19 protein-coding genes are annotated in these 22,748 nt (G+C 39.2%); 11 read left to right on the top strand and 8 right to left on the bottom strand.

Annotated features, from left to right (window positions below):
* Positions 1 to 5 precede the first annotated feature (5 nt).
* On the bottom strand, positions 6 to 3,011 hold the full coding sequence (locus PTQ27_RS02345; RefSeq protein ID WP_273749657.1) for a glycoside hydrolase family 2 TIM barrel-domain containing protein: 3,006 nt from the start codon (positions 3,009 to 3,011) through the stop codon (positions 6 to 8).
* A 180-nt stretch (positions 3,012 to 3,191) separates the two neighbouring features.
* Here PTQ27_RS02345 and menB point away from each other — a divergent pair, with 180 nt between their 5' ends.
* From menB to PTQ27_RS02325, 4 genes are all read left to right on the top strand, one after another.
* The gene (gene menB / locus PTQ27_RS02340; protein WP_273749658.1) at positions 3,192 to 4,049 is read left to right on the top strand and encodes a 1,4-dihydroxy-2-naphthoyl-CoA synthase; all 858 of its coding nucleotides are present in this window, start codon (positions 3,192 to 3,194) and stop codon (positions 4,047 to 4,049) included.
* Positions 4,050 to 4,271: 222 nt separating this feature from the next.
* The gene (mrcB, locus tag PTQ27_RS02335; RefSeq protein WP_273749659.1) at positions 4,272 to 6,671 is read left to right on the top strand and encodes a penicillin-binding protein 1B; all 2,400 of its coding nucleotides are present in this window, start codon (positions 4,272 to 4,274) and stop codon (positions 6,669 to 6,671) included.
* 154 nt (positions 6,672 to 6,825) lie between these two features.
* Positions 6,826 to 7,332, top strand: coding sequence for a Dps family protein (locus PTQ27_RS02330; protein ID WP_273749660.1), 507 nt, complete (start codon positions 6,826 to 6,828; stop codon positions 7,330 to 7,332).
* 69 nt (positions 7,333 to 7,401) lie between these two features.
* Positions 7,402 to 8,109: a tRNA1(Val) (adenine(37)-N6)-methyltransferase gene (locus PTQ27_RS02325; protein ID WP_273749661.1), complete on the top strand. Its 708-nt coding sequence runs from the start codon at positions 7,402 to 7,404 to the stop codon at positions 8,107 to 8,109.
* Between the two features lie 51 nt (positions 8,110 to 8,160).
* Here PTQ27_RS02325 and rraA read toward each other — a convergent pair whose 3' ends face one another.
* Together rraA and PTQ27_RS02315 are read right to left on the bottom strand one after the other, a co-directional pair.
* On the bottom strand, positions 8,161 to 8,658 hold the full coding sequence (rraA, locus tag PTQ27_RS02320) for a ribonuclease E activity regulator RraA (RefSeq protein WP_273749662.1): 498 nt from the start codon (positions 8,656 to 8,658) through the stop codon (positions 8,161 to 8,163).
* 102 nt (positions 8,659 to 8,760) lie between these two features.
* Complete coding sequence (locus PTQ27_RS02315) at positions 8,761 to 9,651, bottom strand: mechanosensitive ion channel family protein (RefSeq protein ID WP_273749663.1); 891 nt, start codon at positions 9,649 to 9,651, stop codon at positions 8,761 to 8,763.
* Positions 9,652 to 9,761: 110 nt separating this feature from the next.
* Here PTQ27_RS02315 and rluC point away from each other — a divergent pair, with 110 nt between their 5' ends.
* From rluC to PTQ27_RS02285, 6 genes are all read left to right on the top strand, one after another.
* On the top strand, positions 9,762 to 10,724 hold the full coding sequence (gene rluC / locus PTQ27_RS02310; protein WP_273749664.1) for a 23S rRNA pseudouridine(955/2504/2580) synthase RluC: 963 nt from the start codon (positions 9,762 to 9,764) through the stop codon (positions 10,722 to 10,724).
* Between the two features lie 166 nt (positions 10,725 to 10,890).
* Positions 10,891 to 11,754 (top strand): dihydropteroate synthase, encoded by an 864-nt coding sequence (gene folP / locus PTQ27_RS02305; RefSeq protein ID WP_273749665.1) that lies wholly within the window; start codon positions 10,891 to 10,893, stop codon positions 11,752 to 11,754.
* Between the two features lie 11 nt (positions 11,755 to 11,765).
* Positions 11,766 to 12,116, top strand: coding sequence for an ArsC family reductase (locus PTQ27_RS02300; protein WP_273749666.1), 351 nt, complete (start codon positions 11,766 to 11,768; stop codon positions 12,114 to 12,116).
* 147 nt (positions 12,117 to 12,263) lie between these two features.
* Positions 12,264 to 13,409, top strand: coding sequence for a succinyl-diaminopimelate desuccinylase (gene dapE, locus PTQ27_RS02295; protein WP_273749686.1), 1,146 nt, complete (start codon positions 12,264 to 12,266; stop codon positions 13,407 to 13,409).
* Between the two features lie 123 nt (positions 13,410 to 13,532).
* Positions 13,533 to 14,561, top strand: a complete 1,029-nt coding sequence (locus tag PTQ27_RS02290) for a YeeE/YedE family protein (protein ID WP_273749667.1) — start codon at positions 13,533 to 13,535, stop codon at positions 14,559 to 14,561.
* A gap of 18 nt (positions 14,562 to 14,579) precedes the next feature.
* The gene (locus PTQ27_RS02285; protein ID WP_273749668.1) at positions 14,580 to 14,801 is read left to right on the top strand and encodes a sulfurtransferase TusA family protein; all 222 of its coding nucleotides are present in this window, start codon (positions 14,580 to 14,582) and stop codon (positions 14,799 to 14,801) included.
* A 70-nt stretch (positions 14,802 to 14,871) separates the two neighbouring features.
* Here the strand turns inward: PTQ27_RS02285 and PTQ27_RS02280 are convergent, their stop codons facing one another.
* The 5 genes from PTQ27_RS02280 to PTQ27_RS02260 form a co-directional block, all read right to left on the bottom strand.
* Positions 14,872 to 15,237, bottom strand: coding sequence for a CrcB family protein (locus PTQ27_RS02280; protein WP_273749669.1), 366 nt, complete (start codon positions 15,235 to 15,237; stop codon positions 14,872 to 14,874).
* A 197-nt stretch (positions 15,238 to 15,434) separates the two neighbouring features.
* Positions 15,435 to 16,718 carry an anaerobic glycerol-3-phosphate dehydrogenase subunit GlpC gene (gene glpC / locus PTQ27_RS02275; RefSeq protein WP_273749671.1) on the bottom strand — a complete coding sequence of 428 codons (1,284 nt, stop codon included), beginning with the start codon at positions 16,716 to 16,718 and terminating at the stop codon, positions 15,435 to 15,437.
* Positions 16,715 to 18,001 carry a glycerol-3-phosphate dehydrogenase subunit GlpB gene (gene glpB, locus PTQ27_RS02270; protein ID WP_273749672.1) on the bottom strand — a complete coding sequence of 429 codons (1,287 nt, stop codon included), beginning with the start codon at positions 17,999 to 18,001 and terminating at the stop codon, positions 16,715 to 16,717. Before glpB ends, glpC begins: the two co-directional genes overlap by 4 nt.
* Complete coding sequence (glpA, locus tag PTQ27_RS02265) at positions 17,991 to 19,682, bottom strand: anaerobic glycerol-3-phosphate dehydrogenase subunit A (protein ID WP_273749673.1); 1,692 nt, start codon at positions 19,680 to 19,682, stop codon at positions 17,991 to 17,993. Before glpA ends, glpB begins: the two co-directional genes overlap by 11 nt.
* A gap of 351 nt (positions 19,683 to 20,033) precedes the next feature.
* Positions 20,034 to 20,777 carry an MIP/aquaporin family protein gene (locus PTQ27_RS02260; protein WP_273749674.1) on the bottom strand — a complete coding sequence of 248 codons (744 nt, stop codon included), beginning with the start codon at positions 20,775 to 20,777 and terminating at the stop codon, positions 20,034 to 20,036.
* Positions 20,778 to 21,172: 395 nt separating this feature from the next.
* Between PTQ27_RS02260 and glpK the strand changes: the two genes are divergently transcribed.
* Complete coding sequence (gene glpK, locus PTQ27_RS02255) at positions 21,173 to 22,687, top strand: glycerol kinase GlpK (protein WP_273749675.1); 1,515 nt, start codon at positions 21,173 to 21,175, stop codon at positions 22,685 to 22,687.
* Positions 22,688 to 22,748: the final 61 nt, after the last annotated feature.

The raw sequence follows: 22,748 nt of genomic DNA, 5'->3' as shown, positions 1-22,748 counted from the left end.
TTTTCTTAAAAGCGAAGCTTAAGCTGCCACTCGAAATTCCCTTCATTTAATCGATATTTATCTTTCAAATTCGGGCCACAGGAATTGGAGCCGATACCGCTCATTTTATAATCGACACATAACACAGAATAAGGGCTTTGTTGTAAATCATAGCTGTGGGTTTTCACTGTTAATTCTTCCTGCGTATAAGCAGAGAAATTAAAGCTGAAAGGTTTATCCGCAGTAACAGTTAGCCCTTGTAACTGTACATAATGCGTGTTGAAATGGCTACCGTTTTCCTGTGGTTTGAGGTAATCGGTATGATTTGCCTGTGCTGTGGTTTTATAAAGCCCTAATTTCGCCAAATGGTGTTTGTCTATATAACTTTCGTGTTCGCCATAGCCAAAATAGTCAAGTTGGTTGTTACTTTTATTGAGGAATAAGCGTAAACCAAAGCGAGGTAAGAACGGCAAATGCGTTGGGCGTTCGGCTTTCATCTTAATTTCAAGCTCGCCTGTCGGCAGAATATGGTAAATCACATCAAGGTTTAAAATACGGCTTTTTGAGGTTGCTACAATGCCACATTTCGCCACAATGGTTACACCTGTTTCATCTTGGCTTAATTCTGTATGGTACGCTCGGGTGTAGCATTGATGATAACCTGCATTTTGCCACAATTCACGAATTAAACGGTCGTTATCGGTTGGGGCTCGCCAAATATTGAAATCAAGTGGTTGCTCAATAATGGCAACGCCATTTTTCTCAATATAGCTGAAAATACCTTTTAGTTTATCGAAAGTGTAACGATAGTTGCCGTTTTGAATTTGCCACTGATTTGCAAAATTCTCCACAAAAATAACCGCTTGTTCCGGCTCTTTACGGGTAGGTTCAACCCTATTTTCCTCTAAGATAATTTGGTCAAAGCCTAAATGATGATTTTTGGCGAGCAATTCCGAGCTTTCATTCAAGTAATAGTCCAAGGTTAAAAGCTGTAATTTGCCGTTAGGCTCAGGTAACTCAAGGGCTAAACAAGCGGTCTGATTTGGTTCGCAATTTACCAAAAGTTGCCCTTGTTGCGTGGTTTCCCCATTCTCGCTGAAGGTGTAATGCACGGTTAAATAATCGGCAAGATTGGTGAAATCCAAATAGTTTTTAAGCCAGATTTTCCCCTCTTTTAATGTAGCTCGGGCTGGGCGATTAACATTTTTCAGCTCTAATAAATTGCTGTGTGGAATACGGTCTTGTGAAACTAAACCGTCCATACAGAAATTGCCATCGTGTGGGGTTTCGCCAAAATCGCCACCGTAGCCGAATTTCTCTGAATTTGGCAAATAAGGCGCGTGGTCGCTCCATTCCCACACAAAGCCACCGCACGAGCCAGCATATTGTTGGAAACTTTGGAAATAATCTTCCGCATCGCCACAAGAATTGCCCATTGCGTGCGTATATTCACACAGAATAAAAGGCTTGGTATTGTGTGCATCGGCAAAATACTCATCTAAGCGTTCGGTGCTTGGGTACATTTCGCTGTATAAATCGAGGTTTGAGAGATCGTTTTGGTAGGCGGAATGTTGATAAATCGAGCCTTCATAATGAGTTAAACGGCTAGGATCACGTTGTTTTACCCAGCAAGCCGCCTGTTCAAAATTCTCGCCGAAGCCAGACTCATTACCGAGCGACCAAATTACCACGGAGGTGCGATTTTTATCACGTTCAATATTGGCATAGGTGCGGTCTAAAATTGCCTGTGTAAAAATCGGATCTCTTGCAAAATAACAGAAATTATCGACCGCTTGTTGGCGGATTTCCTCCTGCTTATTTGGGTTTTGCACATTTAAGAAAATGCTGTTTTCTGGGCTTTCAATATAAACTGCACTTGAACCGTGCGATTCAATATCGCTTTCGGCAATCACATAAAAACCAAGTTGGTCGCACAGTTCGGTAAACCAAGGGGCATTGGGGTAATGAGCGGTGCGAATGGCATTAATGTTATGCTCTTTCATTAAGCGTAAATCGGTTAGCGCCTGCGTTTGGCTAATTGCATAGCCTGTTTTCGGGTCGGAATCGTGGCGGTTTACCCCTTTGAATTTAATCGGTTTATGGTTAAAAAGCAGTACGCCATCTTTAACTTCTATTTTCCTAAAACCGATCTTCTGCTCGATCACTTCGCTTTGGTAACTTAAACGCAAACTGTAAAGTTTTGGATCCTCGGCATTCCATAAATGTAAATTGCAAATTTCTTTGCAAAAATGACCGCTTGTTTGCTCAAAAACCAAATAACCTTCTGGGTCGAACAGTTGGAATCGAACCTCTTCCGGCTTATCTGAGAAAATGGTTTCTACCGTTAAAGTCGCTTTGCTGAGCTCTTCATTGAGTTGATATTGAATAAAGAAATCCTGCAGGTAGTTTTGTTCTCGTTCCAGAATATAAACATCACGGAAAATACCCGACATACGGAATTTATCTTGATCTTCTAAATAAGAACCGTCGCACCATTTCAGTACCACTACAACCAAACTGTTTTTGCCGTTTTTAAGAAAATCGGTAATATCAAACTCATTAGTGCTGTGGCTGATTTGCCCATAGCCGACAAACTGCTCGTTAAGGTAAACAAACAGGCAGGAATCCACTCCCTCAAAATTAAGCAGGTAACGCTTGTTCGATTTTGGCTCAAGCTCGATTTCTCGTTGATAAACTCCGCAAGGATTTTCGTGTGGCACATAAGGCGGATCAAAGGGAATCGGGTAGTTAATGTTGGTGTATTGATGCCCATCAAAGCCTTGTGTTTGCCAGTTAGATGGCACAGGAATTTGATGTTGCAATGGCTCCGTTAAAAAATCATCGGGTAGCCGATGTACACTTTCATAAAAATTAAAATTCCAGTTACCGTTTAATAGGGTGAAATAGTCCGAATTTTCCCTTTTTAACTGGCAAGGGGTTTGCCCACTTTTGAACGGAATAAAATAAGCGTGATGTGGGGTGGTGTTAAGACGTAGCAGATTAGGATCTTGATAGTAATTTGGTAATGGCATAATTCGCCCTCAAAAAGTATAGTTGATAATACCTTAATTCAGTTCCTAAATACCGCAATCAGTAATGTATGAAATTGTGAATAGGATCACAAAAAATAAGCGGACTGACAAAATTTTCTTTTTTGAGTTATTCCGCTATAATCACTTTAATTTTATTTCATACTCATTAAGGAATTATCAATGTTATATCCAAGCGAAGAGTTTTTATACGCACCTGTTGAATGGACTGATCACAGTGAAGGTTACACAGACATTCGTTACCACAAATCTGCCGATGGTATTGCGAAAATTACCATTAATCGTCCTGAAGTGCGTAATGCTTTCCGTCCACAAACGGTGAAAGAGATGATCCAAGCTTTTGCTGATGCCCGTTTTGATGAAAATGTTGGTGTGATTGTATTAACCGGTGAAGGCGAATATGCCTTCTGTGCAGGTGGCGACCAAAAAATTCGTGGCGACTACGGCGGTTATAAAGATGACAGCGGTGTGCATCACTTAAACGTACTTGAATTCCAACGTGATATTCGTACTTGCCCGAAACCTGTGGTAGCAATGGTGGCGGGTTACGCTGTTGGCGGTGGTCACGTATTACATATGATGTGTGATTTAACTATTGCAGCAGACAACGCTAAATTTGGTCAAACAGGCCCGAAAGTAGGTTCATTTGACGGCGGTTGGGGTGCAAGCTATATGGCTCGCATTGTCGGTCAGAAAAAAGCCCGTGAAATTTGGTTCTTATGCCGTATGTACGATGCAAAAGAAGCCTTGGATATGGGGTTAGTAAATACCGTTGTACCTTATGCCGATTTAGAAAAAGAAACGGTTCGCTGGTGCCGTGAAATGTTACAAAACAGCCCGATTGCATTACGTTGCTTAAAAGCAGCATTAAATGCAGATTGCGATGGTCAGGCCGGTTTACAAGAGCTTGCAGGTAACGCAACGATGCTATTCTATATGACGGAAGAAGGGCAAGAAGGCCGCAATGCGTTTAATGAAAAACGTGAGCCGGACTTCAGCAAATTCCGCCGTAATCCGTAATTACTGATAATACAAGCGGTTAAATTTGCACAAAAGTTCGGTGTATGTAGCAGTTGCATAAATCAATAGTAGAGGCGGGTTTTATACCCGCCCGCTAAAATTACTAATACTTCGGGCAGGGATAAACCCTGCCCCTACATAAATTGTACTTGTGCATTTTCTACATAATATTGAAAAATTTTGCAATATTGACCGCTTTCCCTTCTATATTAAGTTAATTTTATGTCAGACGCTGAGTTAAACGAACAAAACCAAGAGCCTGAAAAACTTCCGAAAAAGCGAAGTTATATTCTTTCAACCTTATTTAAGCTTGGGCTAATTGGGGCTTGTAGTGTTGCTTTCTATGGGGTTTACCTAGATGGAAAAATCCGCACAAAAATGGACGGACAGATCTGGGAACTTCCCGCCGAAGTTTATGCTCGTATTGAAAGCATTAAAATTGAAGATAGTTTAACACTTGAGCAAGCTAAGCAAGCATTGTTGGATAACGGCTATCGTCAAGTTTCTCAGGTTGCAACACCGGGGGATTTCAAAATTGAAGAAAATACCTTGGTGCTATTACGCCGTGCTTTCCCATTTCCTGAAACACCAGAGCCTCAGCGTGTACTTCGTTTAACTTTTAAAGAGGACAAATTAACTTATATTGAAGATTTAGTACAAGGCAGATTAATCGAAGAATTCCGTCTTGATCCAAAATTACTTGCAATGCTGCATTCCGATAGTGATGAGGAACGCCAAGCCTTACGTTTGCAAGAATACCCACGTTTATTAATTGAATCGTTACTTTTAACGGAAGATAAACGCTTTTATCAACACGATGGCATCAGCCCCATTAGTATTGCACGTGCATTTGTAACGAACTATCAGGCAGGTAGAACAGTGCAAGGGGGAAGTACTTTAACTCAGCAATTAGTTAAAAACTTATTCCTTACAAATGAAAAATCATTGGTTAGAAAAATTAATGAAGCTTTGATGTCGGTTATTCTCGACTTCCGCTACGATAAAAACCGTATTTTAGAAACCTACTTAAATGAAATTTATTTAGGGCAAAATGGGAGTTATCAGGTACACGGTTTTGCACTTGCTAGCCAATTCTATTTTGGACGTCCAATCCAAGAAATTAGCCTAGATCAGATTGCATTATTGGTGGGAATGGTAAAAGGCCCATCGCTTTATAACCCGTGGCGAAACCCGAAAGGTGCAATAGAACGTCGTAATGTGGTATTACGTTTATTACTTGAAAATCAGGTAATTAACCAAGATCTTTATGAATTGCTTAGCCAACGAGATCTCGGCATTCGTGAAAAAGGGACTATTTATCGTGAACAGCCTGCCTTTATGCAGGCTCTAGCCATTGATTTGAAAAATGAGTTAGGCGAGGTGAAATCTGCTCAACTTTCTGGTACTAAAATTTTCACAACATTGGATCGCAAACAACAACGTTCAGCAGAACAGGCTGTTATTACTGGGTTAGAAGATCTTGAAAATAAACATCGCAGAGTGAAAGATCTGCAATCTGCTATTGTGGTTGCAGAGTATAAGACGGGTAAAGTTAGGGCAATTGTCGGGGATCGATTAACGCAATTTGCTGGCTTTAATCGTGCGATTCAATCTAAACGTCAAATCGGTTCTCTTGTAAAACCTTCTATTTATGCGATTGCACTTGCACAGCCAGATCAATTTCGTTTGAATACCCCAATTCAAAACAAGCAGATCTCAATAAAAGTAGGATCAACTTATTGGACACCACGAAACTACGATCGTAGTTTTAGTGGCTCTGTAATGTTAATGGATGCTCTTGTACGTTCATTAAATATCCCAACAGTAAATATTGGGATGAAAGTAGGTTTAAAAAATGTAATTGCTAAACAAAAAGAGATGGGCTGGGATAACACTGAAATCCCACCTTATCCGGCAACGCTATTAGGGGCTTATTCTATTTCGCCTTATGATGTTACTCGCTCCTACCAAGTTATCGCAAATGAAGGTATAAAAAACCCATTAACCACTATTGAGGCGATTATTTCGCATAATGGCGAAATGTTCTACCAGCGTGATGTTGATAAAATTCGTGAGCAAGTTCTCCCACCTGAAGCTGCGGTGCAAACAATGTATGCAATGCAACAGGTGGTTGAGCGAGGTACCGCTCGTAGCCTGCAAAGTGATTTTGCGAATCTGAAATTAGCTGGTAAAACAGGCACAACCAATAATGCACGAGATACTTGGTTTGTCGGTGTTGATGGCGAACACGTAACAACAGTTTGGCTTGGGAAAGATAACAACAGTGATACACACTTAACAGGTTCAAGCGGTGCACTTTACGTCTATAAACAATACTTACAGCGTGCCCTACCTACAACGTATAGACTGCCTAAATTAAATACAATGCAATGGGTAGGTATTAATAGTTATGGAAGTTGGAGTTGCGACAGTAGTCGCCAAATCCCTGTATGGCGAGATAAAGGGCAACGTTACTGCACCAGTGCAGGTACTGTTATAGAAACAAGACCTAGCGTATGGGATGCACTCTCACTTAAAAAAGAAAATAATGAAAATACGAAAGCAGAAGAAGCTGAAGGGCGACAAAATATTCCAAGTGAAGAAATTGCACCAATAGAATAGAAATAAATTTGATAGCCATTATCATTCAAACAACCAATCATAATAGGCTTTAACTATCAAAAGTATATGTTATAACCATTTGCTATTTCTATTTTTGAGCAGTAATATATCCTTGTAAATAGCAATTTATTAACAAAATAAAGGGGAACATATTATGGCAATGTCAAATATCGGTTTAGATAGAGAAGCAACAAAAAAATTAGCAGATGAATTAAATGGTTTATTAGCAACTTACCAAGTATTCTACACCAACGTACGTGGTTACCATTGGAACATTCGTGGTGTAAACTTCTTTGAATTACACGCAAAATTTGAAGAAATCTATGATGATTTAGTAGCTAAAATTGATGAAATCGCAGAGCGTATTTTAACCTTAGGCCATACGCCAAACAACGCTTTCAGCCAATACTTAACTCAATCTCAAATTAAAGAACACATTGGTGTGTCTGCGGCACAAGAGTGCTTAAGCGGTACATTAGATGGTTTTAAAACACTTTTAGGTCAGCAACGTGAAATCCTTGCTCTTGCAAATGATGCAAACGATGAAGGTACAGCTTCACAAATGAGCGACTACATCAAAGAGCAAGAAAAATTAGTATGGATGTTCACAGCAGCTTGTGCAGAGTGTTCAGACTATGCAAAAGGTTGTTCTTGTAACTAAGTTGCAATAGCATAATTAAGCCCCGATAATATAACATTATCGGGGTTTTCTTGTTTTTAGCGGTTTACAATGTCGAAAGGTTTTCAATTTAAACAATTTTTTATTCAGCACGATAAATGTGCAATGAAAGTTAATACCGACGGAATCTTACTCGGGGCGGTTGTTCATATTCAAAATTGTAAGCATATTTTAGATTTAGGTACAGGTTCTGGATTAGTTGCCATTATGCTTGCCCAGCGTACAAGTGAAAATTGTGAAATTACAGGGTTAGAACTCGAACCAAATGCCTATTTACAAGCGGTCGAAAATGTGAAAAATTCTGCGTGGGCAAGACAGATTAGTATCCTACAAGGAGATGTGATGCAACAAACTTTTCCTCCAAAATTTGATTTAATCGTCAGCAATCCGCCTTATTTTGAAGACAGTCTTGCCAGTAAAACCCAAGAAAGAGATCTAGCAAGATCAGTAACGCTCCATACTCATTTTGATTGGTTGAAACAAGCTCAACATTGGTTGTCTGAAAATGGTAGAATAACAATGATTTTACCTTCAGAGGCCGCAAAAAAGCTAATTTCACAAAGCTCGCAAGTAGGCTTATATTGTATTGAAAAATGGCAGATCTTAACAAAGGTTGGGAAAATGCCTAAAAGAATGATCGTGAGCTTTAGCTCTCAAGAATTAGAATGTCAGTATAAAGAGTTAGTCATTTATAATGAACATAATCAATATACCGATGAATTTAAACAGCTTACCCAAGCTTTTTATTTAAATTTTTGATGTAAAAAAACCGACCAAGCGGTCGGTTTTTAGCGTATTTTTGCAAAAATCTTACTCATTAAACTCTGTTAAGTCTAACATTTCTTGCGATAAGATAATGCCGGTTAAATCAGCATAAACATAATCTTCAGGGAAGAATGTTACCCCGCCAAAATTAACAGGTGTATCTACTTCACCAACATCTTTGCTATCTGCCCCTACAGGAATTGGTGCAAGAGCGTGAATACCTATATCTAATCTTTCTAAAATATCTAATTGACGAACAGCACCATATACGATGATTCCTTCCCAGCCGTTATCTAGTGCTAGTTGAGCAAGTTCCGCATCAATTAATGCTCGGCGAACTGCACCACCGCCATCAACTAATAGTACTCGCCCCTCGCCTTCTTCTTCCAGCACTTCAGCAATTAAACCGTTACTTTCAAAGCATTTTACTGTTGTGATCTTACCGAAAAAGGATGATGCTCCCCCAAAGCTTGAAAAAATAGGTTCGACAACATCAACTTGATCAGAATAAAGATCGCAAAGCTCAGAGGTATCAATACGCATAATATGCTCCTGTTATTTTAATTATTTCACTAATATTAAAGTATAAACCTTCGTTGAAAATTTGCAAAATTTTCTACAAAAATACCCGCTTGTTTCACTAATTTATTTAACCGGAAGAGTATTATTTTTAATATGCAATTCCATTTGATTGTAAGGAATGGAAATACCAGCTTCATCAAAGGCTAATTTGATTTGCTCTGTAATTTCCCAATAAGCTGCCCAATAGTCTATCGTTCTTACCCAAGGGCGAACAACTAGTTGCACGCTATTTGCTGCCAATGCACCAACTGCAACCACAGGTTCTGGCTCTTTTAACACAAAAATATTCTCAGCTAAGATGCGGCTAACAATCTCTTTTGCTTCTTTTAAATTTGATTCATAAGAAATATCAAAAATAAAATCAATACGGCGAGTTGGATTATTAGAGTAATTAATAATATTATCTGAGAACACTTTACCATTAGGAAGCAGTACTGTTTTGTTATCACCTGTACGAAGCTCTAATACTAATATCCCCATTTTTTCCACTACCCCACTCATACCGCTGGTTTCGATAAAATCGCCTTTACGGAATGGCTTGAAGATAAGCAACATTACACCAGCAGCAAAGTTTTGTAATGAATTTTGAAGGGATAAACCAATCGCTAAACCTGCAGCACCAATTAATGCAACTAATGAACTCGTATTAATACCTAATTGGGAAAGCGAAGCAATTACCACAATCAACAATAATAAGAAGTAACTAATTGAAGCAATAAAGCTTTGTAACATCTCGTCTCTTGTTGATGTAAATGCAGCCTTACCAAGCAATTTACTGATTAATCGTGCTACAAATTTACCAACTACAAAAATAGCAATAGCAAGTAACAATTTAGTACCATAGGGAATAAGCCATTCATTTAATAACGTATCAACATTCATATTACTCACTTTATGAATGATTTGCTCTGTATGTGCTACCACATCAACAGTTTCTGTTGCTTTCTCTGTCATCTGTTTTCCTTAATAAAATTAAAAATTTAACCAACTTTAAGGGCAATCCTAAAAGGCTGGCTGTTTTTGTGCTAAAATTTAAAACGATATTTTCCCTAAAAGACAGAGTAATGACAACAGAAAAAGTAATTAGTGCTAGCGTTCAATTTTTCACCATTAGTGAAGATGAGGCTGGACAACGTCTAGATAATTTTTTATTAGCCAAACTTAAAGGTGTGCCGAAAAGTTTGGTTTATCGTATGGTGCGTAAAGGTGAAGTGCGAGTGAACAAAGGGCGGATTAAGCCGGAATATAAACTTCAACCCGATGATGTGGTACGAGTGCCACCTGTACGAGTTGCCGAGAAAAATGAACCGCAAATTTCAACCAAACTGAATAAAGTAGCAGAATTAGAACATCAAATACTGTATGAAGATGATGTTCTGCTTGTTATCAATAAACCTTCCGGCATTGCCGTACACGGTGGTAGCGGTTTAAGTTTTGGCGTTATTGAAGCCTTACGCGCATTACGCCCACAAGCCCGTTTTTTAGAGCTGGTTCACCGTATTGACCGTGATACATCAGGCATTTTATTAGTAGCTAAAAAGCGTTCTGCCTTACGTAACTTACACGAGCAACTGCGTGAAAAAACGGTGCAAAAAGATTATTTAGCCCTTGTGCGTGGGCAATGGCAAGCCCATACCAAAGCGATTAAAGCCCCACTGCTTAAAAACGAACTGGCAAGTGGCGAGCGAATTGTGCGAGTAAGCGAAGAAGGCAAACCGTCGGAAACCCGTTTTCGCATAGAAGAGCGTTATTTAAATGCAACCTTGGTAAAAGCCTCCCCCGTTACCGGACGCACGCACCAAATCCGTGTGCATACCCAATATGCTGGTCATCCGATAGCTTTAGATGATAAATACGGCGATAGTGAATTTGATGCCAAAATGAAAACTGCAGGCTTATCACGCTTATTTCTGCACGCCTATTCAATTCGTTTTGAACACCCGAAAACCGGCGAAGAAATGGTCATTACCGCACCGTTGGATAACACCTTAAAAGCTGTATTAGCCAAATTAAGAGCTGAAAAATAAAGCTAAAAATAGGAGATAGCGCAAGCGTCCACGCTTGTGCTTATATTCAAAATTGGTACAAGCGTGGACGCTTGCATCATCAATATATAGCTGAAAGTTAGGCATAATATGGAATAAATATTATCCTTGCCCTTGTAAGTGAGAGTTTGATTAAGAGTACAATAAAATGAAAATCCATTTCCAAAATTTTCAAAAAAAAGACCGCTTGTTAGACTTAACTAAGCCACAAATTATGGGGATCTTAAACTTTACTCCTGATTCTTTTTCGGACTCGGGCAAGTTTTTTTCCCTTGATAAAGCCTTATACCAAGCAGAAAAAATGCTTAACGAAGGGGCAAGTATTATTGATATTGGCGGAGAATCCACCCGCCCGAATGCCCCTGTTGTGAGCTTAGAAGAAGAGCTTGAGCGTGTGGTGCCGGTAGTTGAGGCAGTTCGTAACCGTTTTGATTGCTTAATTTCGGTAGATAGTTCTAAAGCCGAAGTTTTCAAACAAGCTGCGAAAGCCGGAATGGATATGATCAACGATATTCGAGCCTTAACCGAGCCAAATGCCTTAGAAACGGCAGTGGATCTAGCCCTGCCAGTCTGTTTAATGCATATGCAAGGCAATCCGCAAAATATGCAGCAAAACCCAGAGTATGACGATGTGTTAGAAGAGGTGGCAGATTTTCTAAATCAACGCATTTTTGCCTGTATGAGTGCCGGTATGCCGAAAGAGCATATTATTTTAGACCCCGGCTTTGGGTTTGGTAAAACCGTTCAACATAACTACCAACTGTTGAAACACTTAAAAGCCTTTGTCAATTCTGGGTTCCCTGTGCTGGCTGGGCTTTCTCGTAAATCAATGATTGGGGCGGTGTTAGATAAACCTGTGGAGCAGCGTATGGTGGGCTCTGTAGCAGGAGCATTATTAGCGGCACAAAACGGAGCGAAAATCTTACGGGTACACGATGTTGCAGAAACTGCTGATGCCCTTAAAATTTGGCAAGCAATGTTAGACTCAGATAATTTAGCATCAAACAATTAAAAGGAATAAAAATGACAACTTTAGTTTATGGCATTAAAAATTGCGATACCGTTAAAAAAGCCCTGAAATGGCTAGAAGAAAATCAACAACAACCTAAATTACACGACTACCGTGTTGATGGCTTAAATAGTGATTGGCTGGCTGAAATGGAAACCAAATTCGGTTGGGAAAACTTAGTTAATAAACGCAGTACCACCTGGCGTAATTTAGATGAATCGATTAAAAATAATCTTAATCGTGAAATGGCACTTAGGGTGCTAACCGAGCAACCAACGCTAATTAAACGCCCGATTGTGATTAAAGAGAACATTGCGTTACTCGGTTTTAATGAAAAAGAGTACCAATCAGCGTTTAACCAATAAATCATAATGTATGAGAGAAAATTCCCCTCTTTAGAAAAGAGGGGGTAGGGGAGATTTGATTGCGATTTAATCTTCGCAATATCTCAATTAGCCCTCATCTCTCAAATCCCTTGCAAAAAACTAACCAAAAACAACCGCTTGTATATGATGAAAAACGATATTATCTCCCTTGCCCAAAACCTAATCCGCCGAGATTCAATCAGTCCTAACGATAAAGGCTGCCAAGCTGAAATTGCCGAACGCTTGCAAAAAGTTGGCTTTAACATTGAATGGCTACCCTTTAACGACACACTAAATTTATGGGCAACCCACGGTGTTGAAAACGGCATTGAAGAGCCTTGTATCGCTTTTGCCGGGCATACCGATGTAGTACCGGTCGGCGATGAAAGCCAATGGCACTATCCGCCCTTTTCTGCCGAAATTGTAGATGGCATATTATACGGGCGAGGAGCGGCAGATATGAAAGGCTCCCTTGCTGCTCTTGTAGTCGCTGCTGAAACGTTCGTAAAAAACAATCCAAACCATAAAGGTAAGGTAGCATTGCTGATTACCTCCGATGAAGAGGCCGCTGCCAAAGATGGTACGGTAAAAGTGGTAGAAACCTTAATGGCTCGCAATGAAACAGTGCATTATTGTGTGGTGGGCGAGCCTTCAAGCGGTAAAGTGTTAGGCGATGTTATTAAAAATGGTCGTAGAGGCTCTATTACCGCCGATCTCTATATCGAAGGCATTCAAGGACACGTGGCTTATCCGCACCTAGCCGAAAATCCTGTGCATACCGCATTAGGCTTTTTAACGGAATTAACCACTTACCAATGGGATAACGGCAACGAATTTTTCCCACCGACTAGCTTACAAGTTGCCAATATCAAGGCAGGAACGGGCAGTAATAATGTCATTCCGGGCGAGCTTTATGTTCAATTTAATCTGCGTTATTGCACCGAAGTAACAGATGAGATTATCAAAGCTAAAGTGGCGGAAATACTAGAAAAATATGGATTAAAATATCGCATTAGCTGGAATTTATCAGGCAAACCTTTCTTGGCAGGCAATGGTAAATTAGTGGCGGCTGCCGTACAAGCGGTCGAAAATGTAACAAAAATTACACCTAAGCTTGATACCAGTGGCGGCACTTCAGATGGACGCTTTATCGCCTTAATGGGAACCGAGGTGGTGGAGTTTGGGCCATTGAATGCGACTATCCATAAAGTCAATGAATGTGTCAGCGTGGAAGATTTAGCAAAATGTGGCGAAGTTTATTACCAAGTACTGGAGCGGTTATTAAACAATTAACTTAGTTATATCATTTGCACACAATATAACAAAATAGCATATTATTTTACTAAACATTATTAGCCATCTAGACGGCTTTATATTTAAATACCTCTAAATTCACAATTTTTAGAGGTATTTTTTATGATATTAACAGGGCTTTTATGTGGTTTCTTATTAGGCTTTGTAATGCAAAGAGGTCGATTCTGTATTACAGGTGCATTTCGTGATTTATATGTAACAAAAAGTAGCCGTATGTTTGTGGCATTATTAATTGCCATAACTATTCAAGCCATAGGCATCTGGAGTTTATATGAAATCGGCTCTTTTAATTCACCTGCAGAAAGTTTACCGCTAATTGCAGTACTAATCGGGGCATTTCTGTTTGGTTTAGGCATTATCTATGCGGGTGGGTGTGCAACAGGTACTTGGTATCGTGCTGGAGAAGGTTTAATTGGAAGCTGGGTCGCTTTAATTGTTTATGGGCTATTCTCTGCGTCTATGAGAACGGGGGTCTTATCTCCATTAAATCAAGAATTAAAAAGCAATGTATTGGAACATCGCACAATTTATGAAACATTAGGTATTTCGCCTTGGGTTTTAGTGGGAATCTTAACCATTATTACATTATCTCTGGTTGTTTATCATCTCAAAAAACCTAGAGGAAAAACTATTTCACTAAAACCACGTAAAACAGGATTAGCACATATTTTATTTGAAAAACGCTGGCATCCTTTTGTTACAGCAACGCTAGTTGGCATTATCGCACTATTGGCCTGGCCTTTAAGTAATGCAGCTGGCAGAAACTTTGGTTTAGGTATTACAACCCCTACTGCAAATGTTATTCAATATTTTGTATTCGGCGATAATAAGTTTATCAACTGGGGAGTATTTTTAGTATTAGGTATTTTGATTGGCTCGTTTGTTGCTGCAAAATTTTCCAATGAATTCCGTTTCAGAGTGCCTGATGCAACCACAATTTTACGTAGTGCATTTGGCGGTGCGTTAATGGGAATTGGTGCAAGTTTAGCGGGTGGCTGCTCTATCGGTAATGGTTTAGTTGAAACTGCATTTTTCTCTTGGCAGGGTTGGATCTCATTACCAATTATGATTCTTGGTACATCGGTTGGAGCTTATTTCACTATTATTCGTCCACAACGTTTAAAAGGTTAATTTTTTAGGAGTATTATAATGAATGTTCGTTTACCAACATCAGGGCTTGTATGCCCATTTCCATTAGTAGAAGCAAAAGCTGCAATGGCAAAACTAAACAAAGGTGATAGTTTAACGATTGAATTTGACTGCACGCAAGCAACAGAAGCAATTCCAAACTGGGCTGAAGAAGAAGGTTATGACGTTAGCGATTACCAACAAATTGGTGATGCGTTATGGGAAATAACCGTTATTAAATAAATTATTAGGCTTTGAACTATCAAAACAAGCGGTTAATTTTCTTTCAAAACTTGCAAAAATTTGAGAAAAATTAACCGCTTGTAAGACTTCTCGCCGCTATCACACCCAATAGTGTTAATAAAATTCCGCCAATTAAATGTAAACTTAATACAGTAATAAATTCGCTCCATTTACCAGCTAAAAGCTTTTCACTCAACTCTGCAGAAAAACTAGAAAATGTAGTGAAGCTACCTAGAAATCCTGTAATAAATAATAAGCGTTGGCTGTCGCCTAAATTAAACCCCATCGCAATACCAATCAAGAAACAACCTAGCCAGTTTGCCAATAGCGTACCAAATGCCAAGTGGCTAGTAATAGGATTCAGCCATATTGCCAACTGCCAACGAGACAAGGCACCAAGTATTGCCCCTGCTGAGATAAGGAAAATTGAGTACATATATTGCTCTATAAAATAGCCTGTAAGTATTATTAAGGCTATTTTAGCCTTGATTAAATAAACTGTCTAAAATAAGGCAAGAAAAGAGAAATGTTATGGTTAGAGAAAATTAAGAGAGCTAAAGCGATATTTGCAAAATTTTTGCTAAAAATAACCGCTTGTTGCTCTCTTTTTAGTTTGAAGGAGTACAAGTTTATTTAGTGCACCGTTGCTAATGCCATTGAGAGTAATGTAATTGGGTGAATGCAGGTTTTGTTGGTGGACATATCAATTTGCCACTTACAAGTTTCACATTCGGAAATAATGTAATCAAAGTTACCCTCATCAATCCGCTCAAATAACGTTTTACCTATTGCTTGCGAGGTTTCATAGTTTTCCGCTTTAAAACCGTAGGTGCCTGCAATACCGCAACATTGAGACGGTAACATAACAATTTCCAAGTTTGGAATTTGACGTAGCACTTCAAGGGTGTAAGGAGCCCAACCGGCTTTATCTACGTGGCAAGCTGTGTGGTAAGCAACCCGTAATTTTAATGGTCGAAGAGGTAATGTTCGTTTTTCTTCAATCATCAATTTATAGAGATAGCGTGTCGCAAATGCAATATGAGAACGTACTTCAGTATTTTCTATCCCTAATACGTGTGCATATTCATCACGAATATTGGCGGTACAACTTGAAGAGGTGCCGATAACTTCGAGTTTACGCTCTTCAACAACTTTCTCTAACTGTGCTTGGTTGAATTTAGCCACGCTTTCTGCCCGATTTGGGAAACTATTTACCATCAGCGGCAGGCCGCAACATTTCTCTTTCTCTAGTAACACAACCCCAATATTGAGTGCATTCATCACGTCAATGAGTTCTTTTCCTAATTGCGGATTGTTGTAATTAACATAACAACCGTGATAATAGGCTACTTTCTCTTTGTATAATGCCTGACGTTCAGCGACATTGCGTTTATACCATTGGCGGAAGGAACCAAATGAATATTTTGGTAGGCTACGATGCTGACTAACTTTAATTGTTTTTTCCAATATAAAACGTGTTGCTTTTAAGCTTGTAATGGTATTCACTATTGGGGCTAATGGTGTGTTCATTGCGCCCATAATATCGGTATTACTTAAAATTGCATCACGCAATTTCAGCATTAATGGTTTATTTTGTTGCGTTAAATGCTGATTTCTTGCTCGTACAATAATATCGCCAATTTTTACATCTGACGGACAGGCAATTTCACAACGTTTACAATTTGTGCAATATTTTAAGGCTTCATCGTAGAAATCTGGGCTTTTTAAGCGTAATCGTTCGCCATCAGGACCGGCTTGTTTCGGGCCTGGGTAAAATGGATTATTACGAGAAACAGGGCAAACCGCCGTGCAAGCAGTGCATTTAATGCAACTTTCAAAGCTAGGATCAAAATGTTGATGTTTTACTGGAGATTGCATATTTTGTTTTGCACTGTCTATTAATTCCATAATATTCATAGCTCACCCCCAATTAATTCTGCTACGGTTAAAGCCGTTACGACTGCTACACCCGAACCACAGCCTAATTCAATACCGTTATAACCGCCAATTACACTACCAATTGCATATAAATTGGTTAGGAATGTTCCTTCTTTACTCACTTGGTATTGTTTATTAATGCTAACCCCTGCTGATTGATAAGGTTGTGGTGTGGCAAAACGTTGTGCCGTCCACGACAAGCGATCATTTTTATCAAACATTTTACAGTTTAAAATATCTACTCCAAAAACAGGCTCATAAATCCGATCAAACTCAGCAATCAACCCGTTACTAAAGAAGCTGCCTGAGGCAAGCACAAAATTTTTCGCACTAATTGCCATTTCTTCGTGAGTTTGGGTATAGATTTCAGTTACACGACTATCCTCAAATTCCGCTTTTATTGCTCGATCGCCATTCATCATAATACCGCCAAGCTGTTCAAAACGATTACGAAGCTGTTTACGTTGGCGAATGCCTAATAGTGAAGGAGGCAAAGTCGGCAGTTCAAATAATGCTAAGCCCGTTGCATTTTTTAAGATTTCAAAAAACTCTTGATCATCTAAGCCAAAACACGCCGGAAGGAACACCGCCTTTGCACTACCTGCAGCTTGCTTGATTTCTTTCACTAAGCTACGGAAAGAGAGTTTATGTTCTAGCAACTGGGCAATATTAACACTTCTAAATTCACGACTATGCTCACGTAAATAATCCAACTCAGGAATTTTTAGAAAATCAGTATGGATTTGGCAATGTTTGAATTCAGGGTTTTGTTTTAAATTCTCTGCCAGCATATGAGGTTGAAAATCGTGGTAGCCTTCAATACCTAGAATAGCAATATTATCAAACGCAAAAGCCTCATTATATTTAATAGTCGGCACACTATTTGGCGAAAGCCAGGTTTCTCTTAAACCGCCAAGAGGAGTAACCCGCTTATGATTTGCAAGCACAGAACCAACTAAACCTAAATTTAATGAGATGGCAAGTTGTTCAAACTGTTGTGCTTTCGCTAATACTTGTTCAGCCCCAAGTAAACTATAAGGGTGTTCAGGAGCTTGAGCTTGCAGTTGAGGAAATGCTTTGCAAAATTCTTGTACAATTTGACCGCTTGGTAGCTTGCCAAGTAAATCAAATGAACCTGAAGCAAATTCCATCGCCGCCTGCCCATTATTAATGATGGCACAACGTTTACCCTTTTCTTGTAAGGCGATACCGCAAGTAAGACCGGCAATGCCTCCGCCGATAATGACAACATCAAAATTCATTGTTATTTACCCCCTCTGCAGCTTGCGGCTGAACATCATTTAAACCAAGTAAGCTGTAATAAATCCAACTGGTAAATTCTGCCTCTCGCATTGCATCCCCCCATAAAATAGGCTCAATGCCACGCCAACGCTCTTCCATAAAAGCAGAAAGTTGGGTGGTGGACTGAGCAGGGGTCGCCACATTAAAGCGATTCATTAAACCAGCAGCTCGGCAAGCACAGAGTTCTGCTTGGCAGGTTCCCATTCCAACTCTGGTTCGGCGACGTAAATCAACAAGGTTATTTACGTTTAACTCTTCAACGGCATAACGTATTTCGCCTGCTGTTACCGCTTCACATTCACATACTAAAGTGCGGTCAAGTCGCTCATTTTCCAATAATCGTGTTGCTCGAGAACCGTGGCGATAAACTGTTGAGTGGCGAATTGTATTAGGCAATGAAATAAGTTTTTTGCTCGTTTCCGTTTTATTTTCAGTCGAGCCTGGTAGTGGGCGGTCAGCTGTTACACAGCGGTCGGATTTATTCAGTTTTTTGCAAACAAGGTCGGTTGCCCATTCAGCCATTAAGCGATAAGTCATTAACTTACCGCCTGTAATGGTAATAAAGCCATCTAAGCCATCACGTTCAGCGTGATCTAACAAGACAATACCGCGGCTAACATTTCGTCCAGATGGATCATCATCTGTGGCAACCAGAGGGCGTACTCCCGCATAAGCTCGTAACACACGGGTATGACGTAAACTTGGGGCTAATTTTTCGCCTTCACGGAAAAGAATATCAACCTCTTCCGGGGTCACTTCCATATTATCTATTTGATCGTAAGGAATACGGCTTGAAGTAGTGCCAATCACGCAAATAGTATCACCTGGGACAAGGATATCGGCATCAGCCGGTTTGCGGCAGCGGTTAATCACAAGGTTATTAATACGATGCCCCATAATCAGCAAGGCTCCTTTTGCCGGGAACATTCTAATTTTTAGGTCAGCATATTCTGCAATTCCTTGCCCCCAAATACCGCCTGCATTCACGACGATTGGTGCAAAGAATTGGCGTTCTACGTGGTTTTTATGATCGTAAACTTTTGTTCCGATCACTCGCTCCCCCTCTCGAATTAACCCTTTCACTTCACAGTAGGTAAAAATCTGTGCACCGTTTTCCGTTGCATCTAACATATTAGCGGCAGTTAAGCGAAAAGGATCGACTGTACCGTCAGGTACCACTACCGCACCAATTAGTTCAGGATTAACAGAAGGTTCCAGCCGTCTGGCTAAATCAGGTTCAATGGCCACTGCTTCAATGCCAGATGCAGTACAAGATTCAATAAAGGTTTTTTGATAATTTAAGTCATCTTCAGGTAGGGTGATAAATAGTCCTTTGGTATCTTCAATACAGTGATGAGCAATACGCTTAAGGATCATATTTTCTTCAATACATTCACGGGCAGACTCTTGATCATTTACCGCATAACGTCCGCCACTATGCAATAAACCGTGATTACGCCCAGTTGCCCCCGTGGCAATATCACGGCGTTCTAATAACACACATTTAAGCCCACGCAATGCACAGTCTCGAGCAATTCCAGCTCCTGTTACACCGCCACCGATAATAATGACATCTGTTGAAATAGGTGAGAAATCACCAACATTTTGATAATTTTGGTAGATTTGAGGTGATATAGGCATAGCACACTCCCCCACAATAATAAAATAAAGTAAAAGAAAACAACCATATTTTAGTAAAATGAGCGTTTTCGCTCAATATTTTTCAAAAACAATGTTCTGATTTTGTGATATTGCTCACAATTATTGTGAGGCAAAATCTTGTTTAATATATTTACTATAAGAAAGCGGTTATTTTTTCTATTAATTTTACAAAATAAAATTATTTACTCACGTTTGTTAAGAATTAAAAAATAAATAATTTAAAGATAGAATGGATCAATAAGTGATAAAAATAATGAGATAAAGATATTAAAAAGAACTCAATTTTTAGATTAAGGCTATTTTATTGAGTTCTTTTTAATTAAAGTTTACTTACATAATAATATTATAAAGTATTGCGGCTAATACCCCACCTGTAATAGGACCTAAAACTGGCACCCAACTATAAGCCCAATCTGCAGGAGTATTTAATTTTTTACCTAAGAACAAACCTAGCGTTAAACGAGGCCCAAGATCACGAGCAGGATTAAGTGCATAGCCTGTAGTACCACCTAAACTTAAACCTAATGCCCAAATTAAAATCGCAACCGGAATAGCACCAACAGAACCTAAGCCGATAGGTGTCGATTCAGTAGTACCAGGAAGCGTAATATCAGCTCCTGTGATATAGAAAATAACAAATAGTAGAACGAATGTTGCGATTACTTCACTGATGAAATTATTTGGATAATTTCTAATTGCAGGCTCTGTACAGAAACAAGCTCGTTTTGAACCCGCATCTTCAGTTGCCGCAAAATGATCTTTATAAGAAAGGTAAACGAGAAATGCACCAATCATCCCACCTAGCATTTGTGCACCAATATAGCCTATAACCATAGACCAATCAAAAGCACCTCTAACGGCTAACCCAATAGTTACTGCAGGGTTGAAATGGGCTCCACTATAGGGGCCTGCAATAACAACAGCAACATATACTGCAAAAGCCCACGCTGTTGTGATAACAATCCAACCTGAGTTTTGCCCTTTTGTTTTATTCAAACAAACATTAGCCACAACCCCATTACCCATTAATACTAAAATAATCGTACCTAAGAATTCTGCTAGATAAGCGTTCATAAGTAACTCTCCTTATTATTATTGAATGAAATGATAATTATCTAAATTAGAAAAAGATAATCATCAAGCGGGCAATTCGTTTGTTCTCACTCAATATTAATAATTTTGTTACTTAATTAATTTGTTGTTTAATTAAGCAAGTGCATTATGATCTGCACCTAATAAATTATTCAAGATAATTTGTTTATTTTTTCTTAAAAATGTTAGTTTGATCACAAATTTAATAAAATAATTAAAAAATTTGTGATAAACATCACAATTTTTAAAAATATACATTTTCATTATGGATTAAATGGATTAATTTTTAAACGCAATTTGTTTGTTTACGCTCAAAAAACCTATATATGTTGAGTGATTTACATATTACAAAACCAAACAGTTTAAGGGGATTTATTATGTCTGATAAAAAATACATCATTGCATTAGACCAAGGTACTACAAGCTCTCGAGCAGTTTTATTAGATCACGATGCGAATGTTGTAGAAGTCGCACAGCGAGAATTTACACAGATTTATCCAAAAGCTGGTTGGGTAGAGCATAATCCAATGGAAATTTGGGCAACACAAAGTTCTACCTTAAATGAAGTGGTCGCAAAAGCAGGCATTAAACCTGATAGCATTGCAGCGATTGGGATTACCAACCAACGTGAAACGACCATTGTGTGGGAAAAAGAAACCGGTAAACCTATTTATAATGCCATTGTGTGGCAATGTCGCCGAACCTCCGATATTACCGATAAATTAAAAGCCGAAGGGCACGAAGATTATATTCGTAAAACGACAGGTTTAGTTGTCGATCCTTACTTCTCTGGCACAAAAGTAAAATGGATCTTAGATAATGTGGAAGGAGCAAGAGAAAAAGCCGAACGTGGTGAGCTATTATTTGGTACGGTCGATACTTGGTTAGTTTGGAAATTAACCCAAGGGCGAGTACACGTAACTGATTACACCAATGCTTCTCGTACGATGTTATTTAACATTCACACTAAACAATGGGATGACAAAATGTTGGAATTACTCAACATTCCTCGTTCAATGTTACCTGAAGTGAAGAACTCTTCTGAGGTTTATGGGCAAACCAATATCGGTGGTCAAGGCGGTGTGCGTATTCCTGTTGCAGGGATTGCTGGCGATCAACAAGCTGCACTTTACGGACACCTATGCGTAAATGAAGGACAAGCAAAAAACACCTATGGTACTGGTTGCTTTATGTTGATGCACACGGGTAAAACGGCAATCCAATCACAAAATGGTTTATTAACTACTATTGCGTGTAATGCGAAGGGTGAGCCTGAATATGCTTTAGAGGGTTCAGTCTTTATTGCAGGTGCATCCATTCAGTGGTTACGTGATGAGCTAAAAATTGTTCACGATAGTTTTGATAGTGAATATTTTGCAACCAAAGTCCCAGATTGTAATGGTGTATATGTTGTACCAGCCTTTACTGGCTTAGGTGCACCATATTGGGATCCGTATGCACGTGGTGCAATCTTTGGCTTATCTCGAGGTGCAAATCGCAATCATATTGTACGTGCAACACTTGAATCTATCGCATATCAAACTCGTGATGTATTAGAAGCAATGCAATCGGACTCAGGTGCAAAATTACAATCATTACGTGTTGATGGCGGAGCTACCGCTAATAATTTCTTAATGCAGTTCCAAGCTGATATTTTAGATACTAAAGTTGAACGTCCGCTAGTTAAAGAAGTTACTGCTTTAGGTGCAGCTTATCTCGCAGGGTTAGCAGTCGGTTTCTGGAAAGATTTAGATGAACTTAAAGATAAAGCGGAAATTGAACAAACCTTTACACCAGATGGTGATCAAGAAAAACGAGCAAGACGTTATAAAGGTTGGAAAAAAGCCGTTCGCCGTTCATTAGAATGGGCGAAAGAAGATGCCGAAGAATAATTTTAAAGCTAGATTATTTAGGGGTATAGGAAACTATACCCCTTTTTTAATATCTTTTAGT

The organism is Mannheimia cairinae (genome assembly GCF_028649535.1).
GTDB lineage: Bacteria > Pseudomonadota > Gammaproteobacteria > Enterobacterales > Pasteurellaceae > Mannheimia > Mannheimia cairinae.
Note: the sequence above shows the minus strand (reverse complement) of the source record. Positions and strands in the feature narration are given on the sequence as shown.